Source organism: Chryseobacterium sp. MHB01 (assembly GCF_034651565.1).
GTDB lineage: Bacteria > Bacteroidota > Bacteroidia > Flavobacteriales > Weeksellaceae > Chryseobacterium > Chryseobacterium nepalense.
The window spans coordinates 15,529-37,078 of the sequence record NZ_JAYEDA010000006.1 but is presented as its reverse complement, the minus strand read 5'-3'; the positions used below and the strand labels follow the sequence as shown (position 1 = coordinate 37,078).

Annotated in this window: 21 protein-coding genes and 1 tRNA gene; 11 read left to right on the top strand and 11 right to left on the bottom strand. The window is 36.3% G+C overall.

Annotated elements, in window-relative coordinates; genetic code table 11:
* Window positions 1-37: 37 nt before the first annotated feature.
* The 9 genes from U9K52_RS11130 to U9K52_RS11090 form a co-directional block, all read right to left on the bottom strand.
* Window positions 38-469 (bottom strand): hypothetical protein, encoded by a 432-nt coding sequence (locus tag U9K52_RS11130; protein ID WP_322926523.1) that lies wholly within the window; start codon window positions 467-469, stop codon window positions 38-40.
* A gap of 9 nt (window positions 470-478) precedes the next feature.
* Window positions 479-922: a DUF1016 N-terminal domain-containing protein gene (locus U9K52_RS11125; protein ID WP_263601810.1), complete on the bottom strand. Its 444-nt coding sequence runs from the start codon at window positions 920-922 to the stop codon at window positions 479-481.
* 126 nt (window positions 923-1,048) lie between these two features.
* Window positions 1,049-2,485 carry a tRNA (N6-isopentenyl adenosine(37)-C2)-methylthiotransferase MiaB gene (gene miaB, locus U9K52_RS11120; RefSeq protein ID WP_322926522.1) on the bottom strand — a complete coding sequence of 479 codons (1,437 nt, stop codon included), beginning with the start codon at window positions 2,483-2,485 and terminating at the stop codon, window positions 1,049-1,051.
* Window positions 2,486-2,610: 125 nt separating this feature from the next.
* Window positions 2,611-3,339, bottom strand: coding sequence for a hypothetical protein (locus tag U9K52_RS11115; RefSeq protein WP_322926520.1), 729 nt, complete (start codon window positions 3,337-3,339; stop codon window positions 2,611-2,613).
* A gap of 102 nt (window positions 3,340-3,441) precedes the next feature.
* Window positions 3,442-3,927: a hypothetical protein gene (locus U9K52_RS11110; protein WP_322926519.1), complete on the bottom strand. Its 486-nt coding sequence runs from the start codon at window positions 3,925-3,927 to the stop codon at window positions 3,442-3,444.
* Window positions 3,928-4,014: 87 nt separating this feature from the next.
* Window positions 4,015-5,748, bottom strand: coding sequence for a thiamine pyrophosphate-dependent enzyme (locus tag U9K52_RS11105; protein WP_322926517.1), 1,734 nt, complete (start codon window positions 5,746-5,748; stop codon window positions 4,015-4,017).
* A 178-nt stretch (window positions 5,749-5,926) separates the two neighbouring features.
* Entirely contained in the window at window positions 5,927-7,126 is a 1,200-nt protein-coding gene (gene lysA, locus U9K52_RS11100; RefSeq protein WP_248389516.1) for a diaminopimelate decarboxylase, read from the bottom strand.
* Between the two features lie 303 nt (window positions 7,127-7,429).
* Window positions 7,430-8,653 carry a PolC-type DNA polymerase III gene (locus tag U9K52_RS11095; RefSeq protein ID WP_248389506.1) on the bottom strand — a complete coding sequence of 408 codons (1,224 nt, stop codon included), beginning with the start codon at window positions 8,651-8,653 and terminating at the stop codon, window positions 7,430-7,432.
* 179 nt (window positions 8,654-8,832) lie between these two features.
* On the bottom strand, window positions 8,833-10,359 hold the full coding sequence (locus U9K52_RS11090) for a helicase HerA-like domain-containing protein (RefSeq protein WP_322926515.1): 1,527 nt from the start codon (window positions 10,357-10,359) through the stop codon (window positions 8,833-8,835).
* Window positions 10,360-10,624: 265 nt separating this feature from the next.
* Between U9K52_RS11090 and U9K52_RS11085 the strand changes: the two genes are divergently transcribed.
* Genes U9K52_RS11085 through U9K52_RS11075 form a run of 3 tightly spaced genes read left to right on the top strand, consistent with a single transcriptional unit; the run spans window position 10,625 to window position 12,734 of the window.
* Window positions 10,625-12,034, top strand: coding sequence for an MBL fold metallo-hydrolase (locus U9K52_RS11085; protein ID WP_263601816.1), 1,410 nt, complete (start codon window positions 10,625-10,627; stop codon window positions 12,032-12,034).
* Between the two features lie 3 nt (window positions 12,035-12,037).
* A complete protein-coding gene (locus U9K52_RS11080; RefSeq protein ID WP_248389501.1) occupies window positions 12,038-12,421 on the top strand; it encodes a rhodanese-like domain-containing protein in 384 nt (127 codons plus the stop codon).
* 13 nt (window positions 12,422-12,434) lie between these two features.
* On the top strand, window positions 12,435-12,734 hold the full coding sequence (locus U9K52_RS11075) for a thioredoxin family protein (RefSeq protein ID WP_066438885.1): 300 nt from the start codon (window positions 12,435-12,437) through the stop codon (window positions 12,732-12,734).
* A 60-nt stretch (window positions 12,735-12,794) separates the two neighbouring features.
* Here U9K52_RS11075 and U9K52_RS11070 read toward each other — a convergent pair whose 3' ends face one another.
* Window positions 12,795-13,547, bottom strand: coding sequence for a nitrilase-related carbon-nitrogen hydrolase (locus tag U9K52_RS11070; RefSeq protein WP_322926510.1), 753 nt, complete (start codon window positions 13,545-13,547; stop codon window positions 12,795-12,797).
* Between the two features lie 102 nt (window positions 13,548-13,649).
* Here U9K52_RS11070 and U9K52_RS11065 point away from each other — a divergent pair, with 102 nt between their 5' ends.
* The 3 genes from U9K52_RS11065 (at window position 13,650) to U9K52_RS11055 (ending at window position 15,833) form a co-directional block, all read left to right on the top strand.
* The gene (locus U9K52_RS11065; protein WP_248389497.1) at window positions 13,650-14,090 is read left to right on the top strand and encodes a DUF6646 family protein; all 441 of its coding nucleotides are present in this window, start codon (window positions 13,650-13,652) and stop codon (window positions 14,088-14,090) included.
* 104 nt (window positions 14,091-14,194) lie between these two features.
* Entirely contained in the window at window positions 14,195-15,679 is a 1,485-nt protein-coding gene (rseP, locus tag U9K52_RS11060) for an RIP metalloprotease RseP (protein ID WP_263601819.1), read from the top strand.
* A gap of 77 nt (window positions 15,680-15,756) precedes the next feature.
* Window positions 15,757-15,833, top strand: a tRNA-Asn gene (locus U9K52_RS11055).
* 454 nt (window positions 15,834-16,287) lie between these two features.
* Here the strand turns inward: U9K52_RS11055 and U9K52_RS11050 are convergent.
* The gene (locus U9K52_RS11050) at window positions 16,288-16,527 is read right to left on the bottom strand and encodes a helix-turn-helix domain-containing protein (RefSeq protein WP_263601820.1); all 240 of its coding nucleotides are present in this window, start codon (window positions 16,525-16,527) and stop codon (window positions 16,288-16,290) included.
* A gap of 132 nt (window positions 16,528-16,659) precedes the next feature.
* Between U9K52_RS11050 and U9K52_RS11045 the strand changes: the two genes are divergently transcribed.
* Genes U9K52_RS11045 through U9K52_RS11025 form a run of 5 tightly spaced genes read left to right on the top strand, consistent with a single transcriptional unit; the run spans window position 16,660 to window position 21,476 of the window.
* Window positions 16,660-18,120, top strand: coding sequence for a hypothetical protein (locus U9K52_RS11045; protein WP_322926507.1), 1,461 nt, complete (start codon window positions 16,660-16,662; stop codon window positions 18,118-18,120).
* Window positions 18,120-19,226 carry a hypothetical protein gene (locus tag U9K52_RS11040; RefSeq protein WP_322926506.1) on the top strand — a complete coding sequence of 369 codons (1,107 nt, stop codon included), beginning with the start codon at window positions 18,120-18,122 and terminating at the stop codon, window positions 19,224-19,226. Before U9K52_RS11045 ends, U9K52_RS11040 begins: the two co-directional genes overlap by 1 nt.
* A gap of 9 nt (window positions 19,227-19,235) precedes the next feature.
* Window positions 19,236-20,390: an RHS repeat-associated core domain-containing protein gene (locus tag U9K52_RS11035; RefSeq protein ID WP_322926504.1), complete on the top strand. Its 1,155-nt coding sequence runs from the start codon at window positions 19,236-19,238 to the stop codon at window positions 20,388-20,390.
* A 27-nt stretch (window positions 20,391-20,417) separates the two neighbouring features.
* On the top strand, window positions 20,418-20,876 hold the full coding sequence (locus tag U9K52_RS11030; protein ID WP_322926502.1) for a hypothetical protein: 459 nt from the start codon (window positions 20,418-20,420) through the stop codon (window positions 20,874-20,876).
* Window positions 20,877-20,909: 33 nt separating this feature from the next.
* Complete coding sequence (locus tag U9K52_RS11025; protein ID WP_322926501.1) at window positions 20,910-21,476, top strand: hypothetical protein; 567 nt, start codon at window positions 20,910-20,912, stop codon at window positions 21,474-21,476.
* Window positions 21,477-21,550: the final 74 nt, after the last annotated feature.

The following is a 21,550-nucleotide window of genomic DNA, read 5'->3' as shown; positions in this document are numbered from 1 at the left end:
CTGTAAGTTTAGTTAAATGTTTGACTCGTCTGAATAATTAACCAATTGTACTTAAATAATCTTTGTTCCTGACTTTTGAAACTTTAGTTTTAAAATATAAATTGATGGTAAAGAGGTTTTCTTTACTGTTTTTTTCAAAATTTTTAAGGAGCAGCTGATGTTTTTGCTTTTCGGCAATATCTGCTCCGGACTTATTTTTAAAAGAAAATTTTTGATCCTGATCAGGATAGCTTCGCCCAATAAGATCAGCAGCATTTTCTTTATGACTGATTGCAAAATTCCGTACGGATCTTTTAAGAACACTTAATTCTTTAGAAACTCCATGATCCTGCTGCAAAATCTTGCTGTATAGCCTGTACAATTGTTGGCAATCGGTGTTTTCCACAGAGCCATTGCTGACCTGCGCCGAGATGTTAGTACAGATGATTACTAACAATACACTTAGGCAATATTTATGAAGTTTCTCCATTGTCTGAGTTTAAAATGTTAATAAAATCTTGTTTTCAGTTTCATAGAATTTTCTTTCATTAGAATCTTTTATCCTCATTAACTTTAAATAGTGCGACCATGAAAGATTGAAATTAACAGAAGTTGTCTGTTGAATTATATTTGATGAATTCGTCAACACTGTTGACGAAATTTGTTCAGAATAAGTTTTATAGAAAAACCTCATTCTATCAAGATTTTCTACTGAGAATCCTTTTCCAAATTTTTCAGTAAGGCGCAAAGACAAATCTTTAAGAACAGCTTTACCATATTCTGCTCTATTTCCCCCATTCTGCTCATCCTCCACAATCATTCTTCCTATTTCGTAATAGGTAAGCACGATGGTTTGATTTACAGCTACAGCAACTTTTTTTCTTGCATTATCGAGTAATGAAGAAATATTTTGCAGAAGTTGTGTATTTTGTAAATCTTTCATTGAAAGAATATATTCTAAATTTTATTTTATCATTGAATTGCACGCAGCCCGACTTGAGTGGAGCTCTTTTTATTTTTCAAAAAATAAAAAAGCGGGAACGGAAGGCGGAAAAGCTGCCCAAATAATCTACTTTACTGTTTCCCCTAAAAGTGTACCCTGGGTGTTGTCAAAAACAAAAACATCCACCAGGTCACCAATTTTCTGGCCCTCCAGCTTATCGAATACACAAACCGCATTCTGGGAATTCCTTCCTTTCCATTGGTTTTCATTCTTTTTGGAAGTTCCTTCGATTAAAACCTGATGCACTTTTCCGACATAAGACTTCATTCTATTCCTTGACAGTTCTCCCTGTAAAGCAATTACTTCCGCAAGACGTCGCTGTTTAACATCTGCAGGAATATTGTCCTCCATTTTCTTGTGAGCAGGCGTTCCCGGTCTTTCTGAATAAGCAAACATATAACCGTAATCATATTCCACTTCTCTCATTAAGCTTAACGTATCCTGGTGATCTTCCTCTGTTTCATTGCAGAAACCAACGATCATGTCCTGAGAAAAAGCGACTTCCGGAACGATTTCCTTGGCTTTTTTAATTAAATCTAAATATTCTTCACGGGTATGTTGTCTGTTCATTGCTTCCAGCATATTGTTGCTTCCGCTCTGAACCGGTAAATGAACATATTTGCAGATATTTTCGTGCTTTGCCATCATTCTGAAGACATCAAGGCTCATATCCTGAGGATTTGAGGTTGAAAAGCGGATTCTCATCTGAGGAACTGCTTTCGCTACTAAATCCAGCAATTGGGCAAAATTCACAGCAGTTGCTTTCTGCATTTCAGATGCTTTGATAAAGTCTTTTTTCGGGCCGCCTCCGTACCAAAGGTAAGAGTCTACATTTTGCCCCAAAAGTGTTATTTCCTTATATCCGTTTTCCCAAAGACCTTTACATTCTTCTAAAATTGAATGCGGATCACGGCTTCTTTCGCGACCTCTGGTGAAAGGAACTACGCAGAATGTACACATATTATCGCATCCTCTGGTAATGGTAACATAAGCCGTAACACCGTTTCCTCCCAAACGAACAGGATTGATGTCTGCATACGTTTCTTCTTTAGAAAGAATGACGTTGATGGCATCTCTTCCATCTTCGGTTTCTTTTAAAAGATTCGGTAAATCACGGTACGCATCGGGACCTACTACAAGATCTACCAATTGTTCTTCTTCCAGGAATTTTGTTTTCAGCCTTTCAGCCATACAACCCAAAACTCCAACTGTCATATTGGGTTTTCCTTTTTTCAAATTTTTGAACTGGGAAAGACGCATTCTTACGGTCTGTTCTGCTTTTTCACGGATAGAACATGTATTCAGAAGGATAAGATCTGCTTCTTCTACCTTAAGCGTGGTATTGTATCCCTGCTCATTAAGGATGGATGCAACGATCTCTGAGTCGGAGAAATTCATCTGACATCCATAGCTCTCAAGAAACAATTTCTTTGAGTTACCATCTTTTTCGGCAATAGCAAAAGCTTCTCCCTGTTTTGTTTCGTCTATATATTTTTCCTGCACGATAATCTTATTTAAGGTTTAAAATTTAAGGTTTGTAGCTCTACACATACAGATTTGAACTCAAAACATTAAATACTTAACTTATTGAATTTGCAAAGATACAAAATTGTGACAGAATGTCAGGATTATCTTTCACGGAAAGTTGTCGAAAAATTAAACGGATAAATTATTTTTTCTTTGATTGGAATGTTAGAGTACAAAGCCGGCTTCCATACTTTCTTAAGTCTCGAAAGTGTCAGTAAAAAGCTGACATTAAAATTTCTATCATTTATCTGCGGGTAAATTCTCGGATTGGTAATATGACCTTCTTTATCAACATAAAACTCAAGATTAATATCTCCGTTGATGTGGTAATCCATAAACAAACTCATGAATTCATCATGAAAATCTTTCTTAAGCTTCTCATAGCCACCAGGATATTGAGCAGCAATTTTAAATTTTAATGCATTATATCCTTCCTTGTAATTACTCATCACATCTTTCGGGTAGAAAATAAATTCTGTAAGCGCACCAAATTTCCCGCCTTTTACTTGCGCAGCCTTCCAATTTTTAAGATTTTTTAAAAGCATTAAAGAAATATCGTAAGCACATTTATTCTTTGAAATATTTGCAGTATCTGAATCTTTAATCAATTTAATCGTACCTTCTTTAGTCACAATAAACCTGGGCTGGTAAATTTCTTCCGCATTACACTCTTTCACATTATTTTTTACCAGATAATCATGGCTTTCTTTGTAAAAGCTGATCAGGCCTCCTTCATAAAAATCCTGCTTTTCGGGATATTCGTCTAAAATCTGAGATTTCAAGAAGGAAAAGAATACCATTGTAAGAGAAATAAAAGTTTTTTTAATCATAATTATATGTGTTATTGATGAAAATTATTGTCGCTTTTTTGAAGGAACCTTTTACAACTCAAAATTAATAAGGGCAGCATGATTTCATAGTCAAAAGCACAGCTAAACATCAGTTGCGATGGTAGATAAATTCATTTTGATTTTGATTTGTGAGGTCACCGGTTTTCCATTGCAGACAGCAGGAATCCAGTTTTTCTTTATTCTTCTTACGATATATTTCATATCATCAAAGAATATACGGCTGTTGGCAACTTTGGGAGACCCTTCAATATCGGTAACTTTCCCATTTTGATCTACCGTAATGGTAAATGTAAAATCTCCGTTCAGAACATAAAAATCGGTATTGAGATATACATACATATATTTTCTAAGAATTTCTTTATAAGCTGGAATTCCACCTTCAAAAGTAGCGGCCTGAAAATCACTGCAGTTCTTTACGGCAACCTGAAGCAAGGGTTCTTTAATATCTATTTTTAAAATACTCTTGTTATTTTCCGTAATAAAATTATCGTCCCTGTCTTCTACATCAAACTGAGCAGATGCAAAGCCTGAAATCAAAAGTGCTGATAAAAACAAAATAGCTTTCATAGGATATTTAGAATTAATAAACAAAGATAATACTTCTTCTGTTGAAAGAAAACAGCTCCATACAAAGTAAAGTATGAAGCTGCTTTTTTACAATATGTCTTTTATGTGTTTATAATTGCTTTTCACGGTGTCTAACGCTTCTTCCATTTTTCCGCCGAGCATCAGCTGAGCCATTGATTTCGTCATCCCGAGAACCTGGTCGAATTCAATTTTCGGAGGCAAGGCCAGCGCATTAGGATTGGTAAAAATATTCAGAAGATAAGGTCCGTTGTAATCGAGGCATTCTTTAATAGCAGTCTCCACTTCTTCAGGTTTGTGAACATTTTTTCCGGGATATCCCATGGCGTGAGCAATCATTGCAAAATCCGGGTTCACCATATCCGTTTCATTATCCGGCATACCTCCTACTTCCATCTCCAGCTTTACCATTCCCAGAGATCTGTTATTGTATACAATAATCTTTACGGGAAGTTTATATTGAAAAATGGTTGCCATATCTCCCAAAAGCATTGAAAGTCCCCCATCTCCACACATCGCGATAACCTGTCTTCCCGGATATGCCAGGGAAGCACCAATTGCCATCGGCATAGCATTCGCCATAGAACCATGATTAAAAGAACCCAGCATTTTTCTTGCGCCCGTTCCGGTAATATATCTGGCTCCCCAAACACAACACATTCCTGTATCTACTGTGAAAACCGCATCTTTTTTTGCTAATTTATCTAAAGTATAGGTAACAAACTCCGGCTGAATTCCGTTTTCCGTTCCGGGGTCTTTTACATAGGTCAACTGATCTTCTTTAACCTTTTCATAGAATTCCAGTTGCTGCTTCAGGAAATTTGCATCTGTTTTTTCTTTTAACAAAGGCAATAAAGCCTTGATCGTTTCCTTTACATCTCCCGCCAATCCAAGTTCAAGCTTGGCTCTTCGTCCTAATCTCTCAGGACTTTCATCAATCTGAACAATTTTATTTTTAACGGGCATGAATTTCTCATATGGAAAATCGGTACCTAAAAGAAGTAACAGATCCGCTTCATGCATTGCGTGATAAGCAGAAGGCAACCCTAAAAGCCCGGTAAGCCCTACTTCATTTGGGTTATTCGGCTGGATGGCCATTTTTCCACGGAAAGAATACCCCACCGGTGCTTTTAGATGTTTTGATAATTCCACAACTTCCGGATTGGCATCTTCTGCGCCGATACCGCAATAAACCGTTACTTTTTCGCTTTCGTTGATCAAACTGGCCAACTGGTTTAATTCTTCATCTGACGGACGAATTATAGGATTTGTCTTAAAAATCTTGTTAGATGTTGTTGCCTCTTCCGCATCCAGCTCAGATACATCGCCGGGAAGACCGACTACCGCTACTCCTTTTTTGGAAATTGCATGCTGAATGGCTGTCTGCACCGTTCTCTGTACCTGCTCCGGCCTTGTGATCATCTGGTTGTAATGACTGCAGTCATCAAAAAGTTTTATGGTGTTTGTTTCCTGGAAATAATCCATTCCCATTTCATTGCTCGGAATCGTGGAGGCAATCACCAGCATCGGAACGTGCGAACGATGGGCTTCATAGACTCCGTTGATGAGATGCACATGTCCCGGGCCACAACTTCCGGCACATACAGCAAACCCGTCCAGTTCAGCTTCGGCGGCAGCGGCATATGCTCCGGCTTCTTCATGCCTTACGTGGATCCATTCGATACTGCTTTTTTTAACAGCGATATTTAGATGATTGAGACTGTCTCCGGTAACAGCGTAGATTCTTTTAACATTGGCTTCTTCGAGCATTTCTACAATCTGCTCTGCGATGTTTTTGGCCATAATTAATATTTTTTGGTGTTATTATTTGAACGTGAAGTGGAATGGATCAAAAAGCTTAATCCTGTAAAGATTATGCCATTAACAAATGTAAGGATTATAAAATCTGAATAAGAATAATCAGGTTGATACATCAGCACAAATAAAAAACTCTACATTTCTGTAGAGTTTTATATAAATATTAAATTACTTCAATCTGATTTTTGAGAAGATCTTCAAATTCATCTCTTTTTCTGATGAGATGCGCTTTTCCGTCTAAGAATAATACCTCGGCAGGCTTAAGTCTCGAATTAAAATTAGAACTCATTTCAAAGCCGTAAGCTCCCGCATTGTGGAATGCCAGAATATCTCCTTCTCTTACTTCATTCAGTTTTCTGTCCCAGGCAAAAGTATCGGTTTCACAGATATTTCCTACGACGGTATAAATCCTTTCCGCACCTTTTGGATTGGATAAATTTTCGATCACGTGGTAAGAATCATAGAACATCGGGCGGATCAGGTGGTTAAAACCGGAATTTACCCCAACAAAAACCGTTGCCGTAGTCTGTTTAATAACATTGGCTTTCACCAAAAGATAACCGCTCTTTCCTACCAGAAATTTCCCCGGTTCAAACCAAAGCTCAAACTTCTTTCCAGTGGATTTTGAAAATTCGGCAATTACCTTTTCTACTTTTTTACCCAGCGTTTTTACATCCGTTTCTTCTTCGGTATCCTGATATGGAATTTTAAAACCGCTTCCCATGTCCAGATATTTTAAATTCGGGAAGTGTTCAGACAATTCCAACATGATGTCCAAAGCCTGAAGAAATACATCCGGATCTTTGATCTCGCTTCCGGTGTGCATGTGCAGCCCTTCTACATTCAGGTTGGTAGACTTCATCACTCTTTCGATATGGCGTACCTGATGAATGGAAATTCCGAATTTGCTGTCGATATGCCCTGTTGAAATTTTATAGTTTCCTCCAGCGAAAATATGCGGATTGATTCTTACTAAAATCGGATAGGTATTTCCGTATTTGTTGCCAAACTGCTCAAGAATGGAAATATTATCAATATTAATGTGTACCCCGAATGTCATTGCCTCTTCAATTTCGGCAAGATCTACACAATTCGGGGTGAACAATATTTTTTCTTTGGTAAACCCAGCCTTTAGCCCGAGTTTCACTTCATTAATTGATACACAATCCAAAGAAGCACCCAGGTTCTTGACATACTTAAGAATATTGATATTGGTCAACGCCTTTGCAGCATAGAAGAACTTCGTGTGTTTAAGAAAAGATGATGTAAGTTTTTCGTATTGGGTTTTAATCGATTCAGCATCGTAAACATACACCGGTGTACCAAACTCATTGGCAATCTTCAGTAATTCTTTTGGATTCATAATTAATTAAGTAAAACTTATTTGTGTTATTAAGAAAGTACAAAGGTAATAAGAAATTGTTTACCATTTAAAATCAAATACATAGAACATTATTCTTTTGTTTTAATTTTAAAAGAATAAAAAACTTAAAAACCGCGATAAAAAAGCATTTTTCACTTTGGAAAAATCTACAAGCTTTAAACATATTACTGAAAGATCAGACAGCAGTAGAGCGCACACATCTCCGAAACTCCCATTGTTAACGGAAAATATGCGTGTTTTATCTTTTTAAATCTTGCTAAATTATTGATAAGTAAAAATCAGTTACTTAGGTAACGGCAGTGTTTCAAAATCTCCCCGCAAAAGCGCAAGTTGCAGTTCATTTACCAAATCTCCTGACTGGTATTGCAGATCGATTTTTAATTTTGAAATTTTACTCAGCGTCTGGATCTGTGTAAAAAGCTCGTAAAATCCATAGGAAGTCACCTTTCCGTTTTCAACAAGAAGAAAAAGTTTTTCACCCAGTCTTCTGCCGGATCCCAGCCAAAGCTCATTACGTTTTTTAAAATCAATTTTCTTTTTAAAAACTTCAACATCCGTATATTCTTCCAGTTTACTGATGAATTCAACAGCCTTTGCACCCTGGGTAAAAGACCTAAATTTCAGGATTGGCTTTTCAGCTTTGTTAAGCTTATTTTTTTCAACCACATATTTTTGATTTCTGTGATAAAGCCCGAAAGGTAATATTTCCTTTTTTCTGATGCCTTTTGAATTCAGGATCAGTTTGGCAATAATATCGGTTCCGGTAAGTTCATAATTGATCTGCTCAACCGCTTTCTGAATTTCTTCCCATCTTTTGGATTTGGAATTGAAAACCTTTTTGGAAAACTTGTTGATATCCTGAACGTAATCTGAAAGAATAATTTTACCCTCTTCATTCTGGAAATACACAAAGCCTTTATCGTTCGGAAGATCCTGAGTAAGCACCTTTATCTTATTGATATAGGTTTTTGCGTTAGATTCCTCGTGCTGCTTCTGAATAATCTCGTTTTCAGTATCTTTTGAAATCAAGAGTTTGAAAAGCTCAAGCGTCGCACGTGCATCTCCATCCGCTCTGTGGTGGTTTGTAAGAGGAATACCTAAAGATTTTACCAACTTCCCAAGCGAATAGCTGACCTCATCCGGAATGAGCTTTTTAGCCAGCGGAATAGTATCTAAAGTATTGATTTTAAAATCATAACCTAATCTTTGAAATGACTGGCGAAGCATTCTGTAATCAAAATCAATATTATGCCCCACCAAAGTAGTATTGGCCGTAATTTCCACAATTCTGCGTGCAATTTCATGGAATTTCGGAGCTGTTTTTACCATTTTGGGAGTTATATTGGTGAGTTTCTGCACAAAAGGCGTGATATCGCTTTCGGGATTTACAAGAGAGATGAACTGGTCAATAATTTTTTGCCCATCATACCTGTAAATAGCAATATCTATAATGCATTCTTTTCTGTAACCTGCACCATTGCTTTCTATATCAATAATTGAATACATTTAAACTTTATACAACTTTCTTTTAGATTAATTATAACGTGTACAGACTGTACTTATCTTAAATAACACAATACATGCCATATCTTCATTAAGACAATCCTGCTAAAATAGGAAAAATTCTATCAATCTTATCAAAATTGTGCATGAATACCCTACAATAGTATTACAAAAAACATCGATTATCTTCTCCTACCGCCGAGACCCAGCATCCCTAAGATGGCCTTTGCTCCTTCCCGCATCAGCGTCCCGGTAAAAGTGCGTGCTGCTTTACTTTGCAAAATCTGCTCAACCATTCCCGGCTCTTCTTTTGCAGGCTTTGTTTTTTGATTTACAGGAGTTTCCGCTGCTGCCTGCTCCATTCTTCTTACCAGCATTTCGTACGCCGAATCACGATCAACCACGTTTTCATATTTAATAACCAAAGCAGATTGGCCTGTCAGTTCCGAAATTTCCGCATCATTAAGAACATCCATTCTTGATTCGGGAGAAATTAAATAGGTATGTACCAAAGGGGTAGGAATTCCTTTTTCGTCCAGAGCAGTCACAAAAGCCTCCCCAATTCCGAGATTCTGAATTAAAGTAGCAGCATCATAAAATTCCGTTGTGGGATAATTTCCCACTGCCTTTGTAATTTCTTTTTTATCTTTTGCTGTAAACCCCCTCAGCGCATGCTGAATTTTTAGCCCTAATTGCGAGAGCACAGCCTCCGGAACATCTCCGGGTATCTGGGTAATAAAGTAAATTCCGACACCTTTGGAACGGATCAGTTTTACCATTGTTTCAATCTGCGAAACCAGGGCTTTGGAAGATTCATCAAAAATAAGATGCGCCTCGTCTATAAATAATACCAGTTTCGGCTTGCCGGTATCGCCTTCCTCAGGGAATGTCATATAAATCTCTGCAAAAAGCGAAAGCATAAATGTAGAAAATAATTGAGGTTTGCTCTGAATATCTGCTACCCTTAAAATATTAACCACTCCTTTCCCGTCTCTTGTCTGCAGCAAATCATGTACATCAAAACTTAATTCACCGAAAAACTTTGATGCTTCCTGCTGTTCCAGTGCTACGATAGACCTCAGAATTGCTCCCAATGAAGATGATGCGATTGAACCATAATCAGCCGAGAGTTCCGCCTTTCCCTGCGGGTTTTCGGTAACATACTGAAGAACCTTTTTAAGATCATTCAGATCAATGAGAGGCAGTCCTTTGTCATCACAATATTTAAAAACAATGGCCATGATACTTTGCTGTGTATCGTTCAGCTGAAGGATCTTACTCAGCAGTACCGGCCCGAATTCCGTTACGGTAGCCCTCAGCTTTACGCCTCTTTCTCCCGAAATCGTCATTAATTCTACCGGAAAAGGCTGCGGACTGTACGGAAGCTGTGTTTTGGCATAACGTTCCTGAATAACCGGATTTTCTGTTCCTGCTTCTGCAATTCCCGAGAAATCTCCTTTTATATCCAGAACCAAGGAAGGAATTCCTTTGTGGGAAAGCTGCTCAGCAAACACCTGTAAGGTTTTGGTTTTCCCGGTTCCCGTAGCTCCTGCAATAAGTCCGTGACGGTTGATCGTCTTTAAAGGAATCGCAACATTTACTTCAGGAACCACTTCTCCGTCCAGCATGCCTTTGCCTAAAATAATATATTCTCCTTTTGATGTATACTTTGCACTCAGTTCTTCAATAAATTGTGTTTTGTCTGCCATTTGATTTTTTACATAAATATAATTTTTTTTAAAATATGAACCGGCTAAGTTTTCATTATGATTAATTTCATCCGCAAAATATTAACAAATATGCCTAACTTAGTACCACAGAATCATGTATGACTATGATAACTACCGCATATCGAGAAGGTCTGGACTTTATAGATTTATTCTATTGGCATAGATTTTTTTATTTTGCCTTTTTTCAGAAAATAAACACGATTTTTGCAGATATTAAAAAAAACTTAAAAAGTTACACCACATAATGAAAGTCGAACAAATATACACCGGATGTCTGGCTCAGGGTGCCTATTATATCGTATCCGAAAACGAGGCAGCTATTATTGATCCTTTAAGAGAAGTAAAGCCCTACCTTGATCGTCTGGAAAAAGACAATGTAACGCTAAAATATATTTTTGAAACCCATTTCCATGCAGATTTCGTTTCAGGCCATCTGGATCTGAGCAAAGCAACAGGCGCTCCTATCGTCTATGGGCCTACAGCGCAACCTGAATTTGACGCTATTATCGCGGAAGACAATCAGATTTTTGAGATCGGAAAGGTAAAAATTAAAGTTCTCCATACGCCCGGCCACACGATGGAAAGCAGCACCTATCTCCTAATTGACGAAAACGGAGTGGAAACTGCTATTTTCACTGGTGACACTTTATTCCTCGGAGATGTTGGCAGACCTGATCTTGCACAGAAAGCAACCAGCCTCACCCAGGAAGATCTCGCAGGAATTCTATATGAAAGCCTTCAAACGAAAATTATGCCGCTTGATGACAGCATTACCGTATATCCTGCACATGGAGCAGGTTCTGCCTGTGGAAAGAATATGCAGAAAGAAACCGTTGATCTATTAGGAAATCAGAAAAAAACAAATTACGCACTCAATCAGCCGGATAAGGAATCTTTTGTAAAGGAAGTTCTTGACGGGCTTACAGCGCCTCCCAAATATTTCGGGATGAACGTTGCCATGAATAAAGGGGGTTATGAAAGCCTTGACGTAGTAATGAATAAAGGATTGACCGCAATTCCTGCTGAAGATTTTGAAGCATATGCCGAAGAAACCGGTGCCTTGATTTTAGATACGAGAAGTCCGGCAGAGTTTCATAAAGGATTTATCCCTAATTCTATAAACATCGGACTCAAAGGAGATTTTGCACCTTGGGTGGGGGCATTAATTGTTGATGTAAAACATCCTTTATTATTGGTAGTAGAAAAAGGTACTGAGGAAGAAGCCATCACCAGATTAAGCAGAGTTGGATTTGATCATGTTGTAGGCTATCTGAAAGGAGGTTTCGAATCATGGAAGAACAACAGTAAAGAAACCGACGAAATAAAAAGAATTTCTCCGGAAGAATTTGCAGAGCAGTTTGATAAAACCTCTAAAGTGATCGATGTCCGTAAAATTTCGGAATATTCTGCCGAACATATTGACAACGCCTACAACAGGCCTCTGGATGAAATCAGTGAGTGGATAAATACTATTGATGATGCTGAGCATTTTTTCCTGCATTGTGCGGGAGGCTACAGAAGCATGATCGCCGCAAGCATTCTTAATTCACATGGAATCAGGAATTTCACTGAAGTGGAAGGAGGTTTTAACGGAATTAAAAAAACAGGAAAGCTTCCTACTTCTGATTTTGTATGCCAGTCTAAAACCCTGTAAATAATGAAAAGCTTCTACGGATTTTTTATTGTATTAATTTTTATATTGAACTCATGCAAAACACGCTCTTCTGCAACGCTTCCTGATAAAAATATCAAAGACGTGGTGAACAGCCCGAATGTAGTTCTTGTAGATGTAAGAGTTGCTGAACAGTATGAAGAAGGATCGGCAAAAAATGCGATTAACATTCCTTTAGCTGAACTATCTGAAAACACACAATCTCTGAAAGGAAAAAAAGTAGTTGTTTTCTGTAACAAAGGAATTCAGGCAGATCAGGCAATGGAAATCTTAAAGAAAGAAGGTATTGAAGTTTATGATGGTACAACGTGGAAAAATGTAAAAGCCATCCAGGACGAAAAACCTTCTAAAAACACTAATTTAGATTAATAAAACCAAAACAATGTCACAAAAATTCCAGGAAATCATCAATTCTGAAAGACCTGTTTTAATAGATTTTTTTGCAACGTGGTGTCAACCCTGCAAAGTACAGTCTTCAGTTCTTAATACCGTTAAAGAAAATGTAGGCGAAAGCGCGAGAATCATTAAGGTGGATGTAGATCAATATCCTGCTTTAGCGGCACAATATGGTGTGCGCGGCGTTCCTACGCTGGCCGTTTTCAAAAACGGGGAAATGCTCTGGAAGGAGAGCGGCGTTCATGATGTGAATACGCTGACACAGCTTTTAAAACAATATGCTTAAGATTAAGGCTAAGGTTGAGACCAAGATTAATACAATGTGCCTCGACCTTAACTTTAGCCTTCATAACTCAATTTCAAAAGAATCGCGGTCATTTAAAAACTGAAAATGGCCCCTGAAATCTTTTAATTCTTCTAAATGCAATTCTGCAGTAACAAGATTTCCTTCTTTTATAGAAATTTCCTTCCCGTCAGCAAAAAAACAATGGGAACTTTCCTTATAGAAAAGATGATTTCCATCTGTCCCGACCCTGTTTAGCCCGAAAACAAAGGAAAGATTTTCGATAGCCCGCGCTTTCAACAGATGCTCCCAGGCGTCCACTCTTTTTTCAGGCCAGTTGGCGACATACAAAACCATATCATAATCGTCATTATTTCTTGCAAAAACGGGAAACCTGAGATCATAGCAGACCTGCAGCAAGATTCTAAAACCCTGATAATTAACAATGATCCGTTTCTTTCCCGGCGTATAAACCTTATCCTCTCCCGAAAAGGAAAACAGATGACGTTTGTCGTAAAAATCCACATTTCCCTCCGGATGAACAAAATACATCCTGTTGTAAAACTTACCATCTTCTTGCACAGAAGCACTTCCGCAGAAAGCCGCATTTTTATTCTTTGCCATTTCTTTCAGGAATGCAAGAGATTCCAGATTCCTGTCTGCCACTTCTGAAGCATCCATACAAAATCCTGTAGAAAACATTTCCGGTAAAAGAAAAAGATCCGCTTCCTGAAGATGCAGTTCATTTTTGATCATTTGAAAATTCTTTTCTTTATTTTTCCAGACGATATCTAAATTCAGTGCTGTAATTTTCATAAACTATGTTAAAAAACTTCACTAAAAATACGATTTTCGGATGATTTCGGTTCTATCTTTGTTGCAGATATTTTTTAAATAATAACATAAAAAGATAACTATATGAAGAAATTGTGTTTTGTGCTGATGCTTATTTTTGCAGGAGCAACTGCCAGTGCGCAGGCCTGGACAGGGAAAGGAGATCAGAAAATCAATGCAGGACTAAGCGCATGGGGCTACGGAACAGGAATTACAGGAACGTATGATTACGGACTGAACCAGCTTATTTCTGTAGGCGCCGGAATCAACGGCTATTTCAGTAATTACAAAGACAATGATGACGACAACCGTGTTTTCGTTTTTGGAAGACTGAACTTTCACTTAAAAGACGCACTGCAACTTCCCGAAAAACTGGATATCTATCCGGGAATTGATGTAGGCGTTGTAGGAAGAGATTTCGGGCTGGGAGCACATATCGGAGCCAGGTATTTCTTTACGGAGAGAATCGGGGTTTTTGCGGAAGTCGGCAACAATGGCAGTCTTGGTGTTTCTATTAATTTATAATAAATCATCATATTATATGACAAAGCTTCTCGTTTCGGGAAGCTTTTTTATTTGGCATAGTTTTGAGAATTGTTACCTTTGCAAATTAACATACAAAAGCATTAATGGAAATAGCAATCAAACTGTTTCAATTTATATTGAGCATTTCTATCTTAGTCCTTCTTCATGAGCTTGGGCATTTCTTACCCGCAAAGTGGTTCAAAACCAGAGCAGAGAAATTTTTCCTGTTTTTTGACCCGTGGTTCTCAATTTTTTCAATGAAAAAAATCAATGGAAAATGGCAGTATAAATTTCTTTCCAAAAACCTTCCGGATACCGAAATCATTGAAGTGAACGGCGAAAAGAAAGAAGTTCCCATCGATATATCAAAACTTCCGGACAGTGACTGGAGAAAACATCCCGAACAGACAAAATACGGTATCGGCTGGCTGCCTTTCGGAGGATATGTAAAAATTGCCGGAATGGTTGATGAAAGCATGGATATCGAACAACTGAAGAAGCCGGCACAGCCTTGGGAATTCAGATCGAAACCGGCATGGCAGAGACTGATTATCATGTTGGGAGGTGTTACCGTGAATTTTTTCCTAGCCTGGCTCATCTACACCTGCCTTTCTCTTTTTAATGGTGAAACATACACCGACCTTACGAAATTCAACAGCGGAATTGGCGTAACGGAAGCCGGGAAAAAAATGGGATTCCAGAATGGCGATAAAATCATAAACATCGACGGAAAACCTGCCGAAAGGCTGGAAAATGCTTCCATCAATATTTTATTGGGAGACCATGTAACCGTTTTAAGAGATGGAAAAGAAACCACTTTCCCGATTAATAAAGACGGTGTTGCGGATGTTCTGAAGCAGAAAGAAGCGAAATTATACATCCTACCAAGATTCCCAATGATTATTGATTCATTGGCAACACCATCAGCAAAAGCTTCCGGACTGGTAAAAGGAGACAAAGTAATTGCTATTAACGGACAGCCAACGCAGTATTTTGATGAGGTAGGAACTGTTCTGAATCAAAATAAAGGAAAAACAGTACAAATTGAGGTTCTTAGAAACGGCAATTCTGAAACGGTTTCTGCAGCAGTTGATAAAAATGGTAAATTAGGAATAAAAACTGCTCAAAAGACCCTTTCGAATGTTACTACCAATAAAAAATATTCTTTCGGAGAAGCGATTCCAAGAGGTTTTGTAAGAACCATTGAAGCGCTTACCATGCAGGTAAAGCAGTTTAAAATCATGTTTAATTCAAAAATTCAGGGATATAAAAACGTGGGCGGACCGATTGCCATCGTTAAAAATATGCCTGTTGACAAAGATGCGAACGGTAATATTTCTGTTAACTGGGTTGCATTCTGGAGTTTTACGGCCATGTTTTCGGTTTGGCTGGCTTTCCTGAATTTAATTCCGATTCCGGGGTTAGATGGTGGCCATGTGCTTTTCACTTTATATGAAATTATTGTTGGAAAACCGGTGCCTCAAAAAGTTCTTGAAAACGCCCAGATGATTGGTGTAATCTTCCTTTTAGGCTTAATGATCCTGATTTTCGGAAGCGATATTTTCAAAATATTTGCAGGGAAATTGTAATATGTAAAATTTTTAAAAAAATATTTGCAGGGTATAAATATTCGTCCTATATTTGCACCACTTAAAACAAAGGACATTCCTCCTTAGCTCAGTTGGTTAGAGCATCTGACTGTTAATCAGAGGGTCGCTGGTTCGAGCCCAGCAGGAGGAGCCATTGAAAATCAAACACTTACATCAATGTAGGTGTTTTTATTTTTGTCAAGGTCAAGGTTTGAGTCAAGGCTTTTATCAAAAAATAGTAAAATGAAGTCAAGGTTTCGGTCAAGGTAACTAAAAATTCAAGCTCATTTCTAACAAAAACTGTTACCATTCTATAAAATTTTAGAACTTTTTTTTACAAATCTTATCAAAATCATTTTTCAAGACCAAAATCTGGAGTTTTTAGGGGAGTACACACAAAATCAAAAATCATGGGTGGGGCTGTTTTCTATATAGGTACTTGCACGATACATAAAAAGAGGTTTTCACATTCTGGAAAAAACCAAAGTTCTCAACATATAATTTTCATAATAACTTTAAATTAAATTTTAATGTGACACGTTTTGTCGTTACCCTATTCTACATTTGGAGAAAAGTAATTAAATGGAAATAAAGATAAAATGAAAAGCTCAATTTATTGGAATATCAAAAAAATCTTTAAGTTCAATTTTTAAAGCTTTACAAAGTACAATAGCTGTCTTGAAAGTAATGTTGGTTCTGCCATTTTCAATTCTGGAAATAGCAGTTTTCTCCAAATCACACAGAGAAGCCAAATCGGTTAAGGAATACCCCTGAGATTCCCTGATAGTTTTCAGTCTCTCTCCAAGATTCTTTTGATAGGATATAAATTTGTTAGGGTCTATTGACATTGATGTCAATATTATCTTTTATATTTGCTCAGTGGGTAAACATTAATGTCTACATTGGCTTTGTGATTTTCACAGCTCAATGAATTTTTGTAACATTGTAAACCTTCTAATGCACAAGAAAAATTATTATTTATGATGAAAAAATTACAGTTTTTGCCTTTGCTGTGTGTAAGTATATGGGGACTGGGGCAGATACCTAATTTTCCCACTTCCCAAGCTCCCAATCCAAGTAATCTGGGCATTTTTTCCAATTCAAATTATGGAAGTCCAGCACGGTCTGTTGTTCCATCGGTTCCTCATGGTGGCTTATCCAGGCAAAGAAGTTCAAAGATAGAACAGCAAAACCAAAGAATGTTTCAGGATGACTTTAAAAGGATTGCTCAGGAACAGGAACTCACAAACAGAAAAGAAGAATACAACAGGCAACAAGCCTTAGAACATTCATTTTACAATCTTCCTTCTTTATCAGGAAAGGCAGGAACACAAGCCTATTACGATGCTTACAACAAATTAGCATCACTCAATACTGAAAACTACCCTATAAGCGAAGCCAATTTCATTGTAGAAAATGCTTATTATGGAGGTAAACAAAATCTCAATCAGTTTAAATCTGGAATTCAGAAAACAGCAAAACAGCTCTTACAGAAAATGAAAGACAGAAAGCAGGATACTGAAAGCAATACGGACAAAAACCTGATGATTTTTGAGTATCTGTCTAAAGGTATGAAGCTTGGAGGTGTTCAGAATAAATCTATCAAATACGATTTTGAGGACTATATGGGTGCAAAGGATTGGAGCAAAATGTTTGTTTCAAAACTTCTAAAAACAGGTTCAGGGCAATGCCACTCAATGCCCTTACTATATCTGATGTTAGCAGAAGAGATGAATACCGAAGCCTATTTAGCTTATGCCCCTAATCATACTTATATCAAGTTTTTGGATGGTGAGGGAGAATGGCAAAATGCAGAACTTACCAATGGTATTTTTACAGCCAATTCTTTAATTCTGGAATCTGGATATATCAAATCTGAGGCTTTACAGAATGATATTTATATGAAAAACCTTAGCAAAAAGGAACTTTTAGCACAGTTTTATGCTGATTTAGCCAATGGGTACATTCATAAATACGGAATGGATGAGTTTGTTGGAAATACATTAGACAAAGCATTGGAATACTCACCTAACAATATTTATGCTAATCAGCTTAAATCTATGTACCAACAAGCAAGATTAGCTTATGTAGCTGGTCAGTTAGGTGTTACAGATTTAGAAAATCCAGAAGACCTTAAAAAGATAAGATTTTACCCTAAGGCAGTAGCCATATTGCAGGAAACCAAAGCCCAGTTTAATAATATTGATAATCTGGGATTTGTAATGATGCCAGAAGGAGCTTATGAGCAGTGGTTAGGTAATATGAAAGGAGAATCTAACAGGCAGAAAAGTGAAGAAATTGCTGAAAGAATGAGACAGGTTAATGCTGAAAAGCAAAAACAACAGGAAGCTTTGAAACAAGCTCAGGAACAAAAGAGAAGAGAATCCGAGCAATCAAAAGAGAAGGCTCAATATTTTAAGATAGACCCCAAACATTTTTAATGAAAAAATATTTACAAACTAAAACAACTTTGCTTTTAATGCTCTTGTGGCTTTGCTGTGGGATGGTTAAAGCCCAAAGTAATCAATTTTACGATGATGCTTATCAGACCATTGACAACATGGTGAATGATAAACAGAAATACAGTTTTAAAGATGCTGTATTTAGTGTAGAGAATGCCTATTTTCAGGGAAAATTAGACACAGTTCAACTGAATAATCAAGTCAGGTTTTTGACAAGATTTGCAAAGGCAATCATTGCAAACAGGGAGTTAACCTATAAACAATCTGATAAAGACAAAGTAAGCAAATATGCAGCAGTGTATTCTATTATGTGCCAGTCTTTACCCATTGCTGTTAAAGATACCGTAGTTCAATACAAGCCCTTTAACTATGACTTTAAAGATGTTTTCGGGCATAATGATATAACAAACCTTTTTGTCTCAAAATTACTAATGACTAAAGAAGGAAATTGTAATTCAATGCCTTATCTATACAAGATTTTAGCTGAGGAATTGGGAGTAGATGCAAATCTGGCATTAGCACCGAATCATGTTTATATCAAGCATCAAATCAAATCTGATGGTTGGTATAATACGGAACTTACAAGTGGTATATTTCCACAGGATTCATGGCTAATGGCTTCTGGATACATTCACTTAGATGCCATCAAAAATGGTGTGTTTATGAAAGCCCTGAGCAATAAAGAAAGCCTTGCTTTATGTTTGTTTGATTTAGCACAGGCATACAACAGGAATTTTCCTGACAATGATGGAGGTTTTGTATTAAAGGCTGTAAATAGGGCAATAGAGATTTACCCCAACTTTGCCAAAGCCTTAATCCTAAGAGCTGAAACTCACAAAGCACAGTTTGAAAAATTGATGGATAAACAGAATTTGAGTTCTACCAATCCTGAAAACATAAAAAAGGCTCAACAAGACCCAAAAGCTAAAGAAATCATGGAGTTAATGACTAAAGAATATACTCATATCTATGAGCTGGGATACAGACAGATGCCAGAGGAAATGTATTTAGACTGGCTGGTGTCACTAAAAACAGAAAGAGAAAAATACGAGAATAAAAAATTATTAAATAACTTTACGAAATAACAAATGACTATGAAAAGAATTGTATTGACTGGCTTTGTTCTTATAGCAGGATTTACACATGCACAAGAAAAAAGCAAAACCCAGACTAAGCCCAAAGCAGAGAAACCATATATTAACCCTGTAAAGCTTACCAAAGAGGAAAGAAACAGACCTTACATGGATGAGGTTTTGAAATCGAGAGACCCATTAACTCCAGAGGAAGCAGAAAGAAGGAGAAAAAATATTGAGGCTGGAAATCCCTTTAAGAAATATGGTTATTACCCTAAAGTAGCTACACTCAGTAAAGGAAAATATTTAGAATTTCATGATAAGGATTCCATCGTAAGTATTGGTTCAGTAAGGTTCAACAAAAAGACAAAAGAGATTGTTGAGTTCCGAGAGATAGATTTAAGTGACCCAGATGCACAACCTTATTTGGATACAGCAGGGAGATGGTTTTCACCTGACCCTTTGAGTGAAGAGTATTCAAGTTGGTCTCCTTACAATATGGTTATGAATAACCCAATAAAAAACATTGACCCTGATGGTAGAGGTGTTCTTGATAACTTTCAATTACTTCAAAATGGTCAAGTAAAGCTTATAGAAAAAACTGATGATAAAACTGATACTTTGTTTGCTTCTGATAAAAAAGGGAACGTGGACAAAAGCAATAGTGTTACGGTTCAAAAAGGAATAGTTGGACAGTTACAATATTATAGAGATGGGAATACATCAGATAGCTATCCAGCATATCACCAAGCCATAAAAGAAAGTACAGAATCTACCCAAAATGACATGTCTAAATTGTTTGATTTCTCAGCCAAAAACTCTACAGTTGAATTTTCACTGACTGATTTTAAGATAAATGATAAAAAATTCATATCTCTACAAACTTATAATTCAGATGAAAGGTCACCAGGTATGAACCAAATCGGTGTCAAAGATGGCAGTGAAATAAAATTGAAACATAATCATCCAAGCAAAGATACTTATGATAGTACTTTTACAGAAATAAACTCTATGGGGTATAAATCACAAAATGGAAGAACAAAAATTTCTGGGGATTATTACAATGTAAGAGGAAATGGTACTGGTAAACCAATCAATTACAAGTATCAAACTTATTTTCCAAAATCAGGAAATCTATATAATATTACCCCTACAGGAATTAAACTCGTTAGATAAATTAACAATAATCTAAGATTCAGAATAATGAAAGTCACAATAATTTCAGCTTTTGCTTTTTTCCTATTTACTTCATGTGAAAAGAAAAAAAACAATACAGATTTAAATGATAATTTGTATAATGTTTTAATTGATTATCAGAAAAAAAATCCATTTAAAGAAACTCCCGAGAATTCGATTTATGTTTATGAAGTTTATTTTTATCAAGACAGCACTCTATCTGTTACTCTTAGTCCTATTGGAGTAAATCGTGAGGAGAAAAATCTCTATGGTATCTATAAAGATGAAACTTTAAAAGCTACTTACATTATAGACAATAACAGAATTGGAAAAAATTTTGTGAAAAAATATTTTCAAAAAAACTTAGAAAAATTTACTCAAAAAGATTTTGTAATTAACGATGCTATGTATCCAGAATATATTTATAAAATTAATGGAAAAAATCTCATATTGAAAGACTCTGTAAGAGGAAATATTAATAGATAAAGATATTCTCAAAAGTTAAATCTAATTTCAGTCATGCAAATTAAGGATGTGAAAATTTATATTATAGCATTTATTTTATTTTTTAATAATGCTATTTCACAAACAAAAAAGAGTGATTGTTTTTCCCTAAATCCTTTTATAAATGTTTTTATAGAAAACCTGATTAGCAAAGAAGTTAATTTGGATAAAAATTATTTAACCTTAATAAGCTTGAAGGATAAAGAAGGAAACTATAATATTGATTTTGAACTCACTTCTGGTGATATAAAAACTTTTAAGATTATATCATCCAAAGAAATTAAAAAAACATATGGCAACATAACAATCTTGTTAGTGGGTAAAACTGATGAGGATTTGAAGTTTTTAAAAAAATCAATTGGAAAATCTAAAAAAATATTTCTAAATAAAGATAAATCTAAGAATAATACATCTTTTTATGATGAGGATTATGTTTGGAGTACATTTTTTGACAACAAAAAAGAGTTAATAAACTTTTATATACCAGAAGAAAAAGAATCTGCTAATAAAATCTTCGATGATGTAAAAAATAATATTCGTATTAGTCCAAACTTTAAAAAAATAGATTGTAATTGTCTTTAACATTTCGTTTTTTATTTAAAAAAAATCAGATAAAATACATGTAAAAATCCAATCTGCCTTTTGGTTTTAATAAA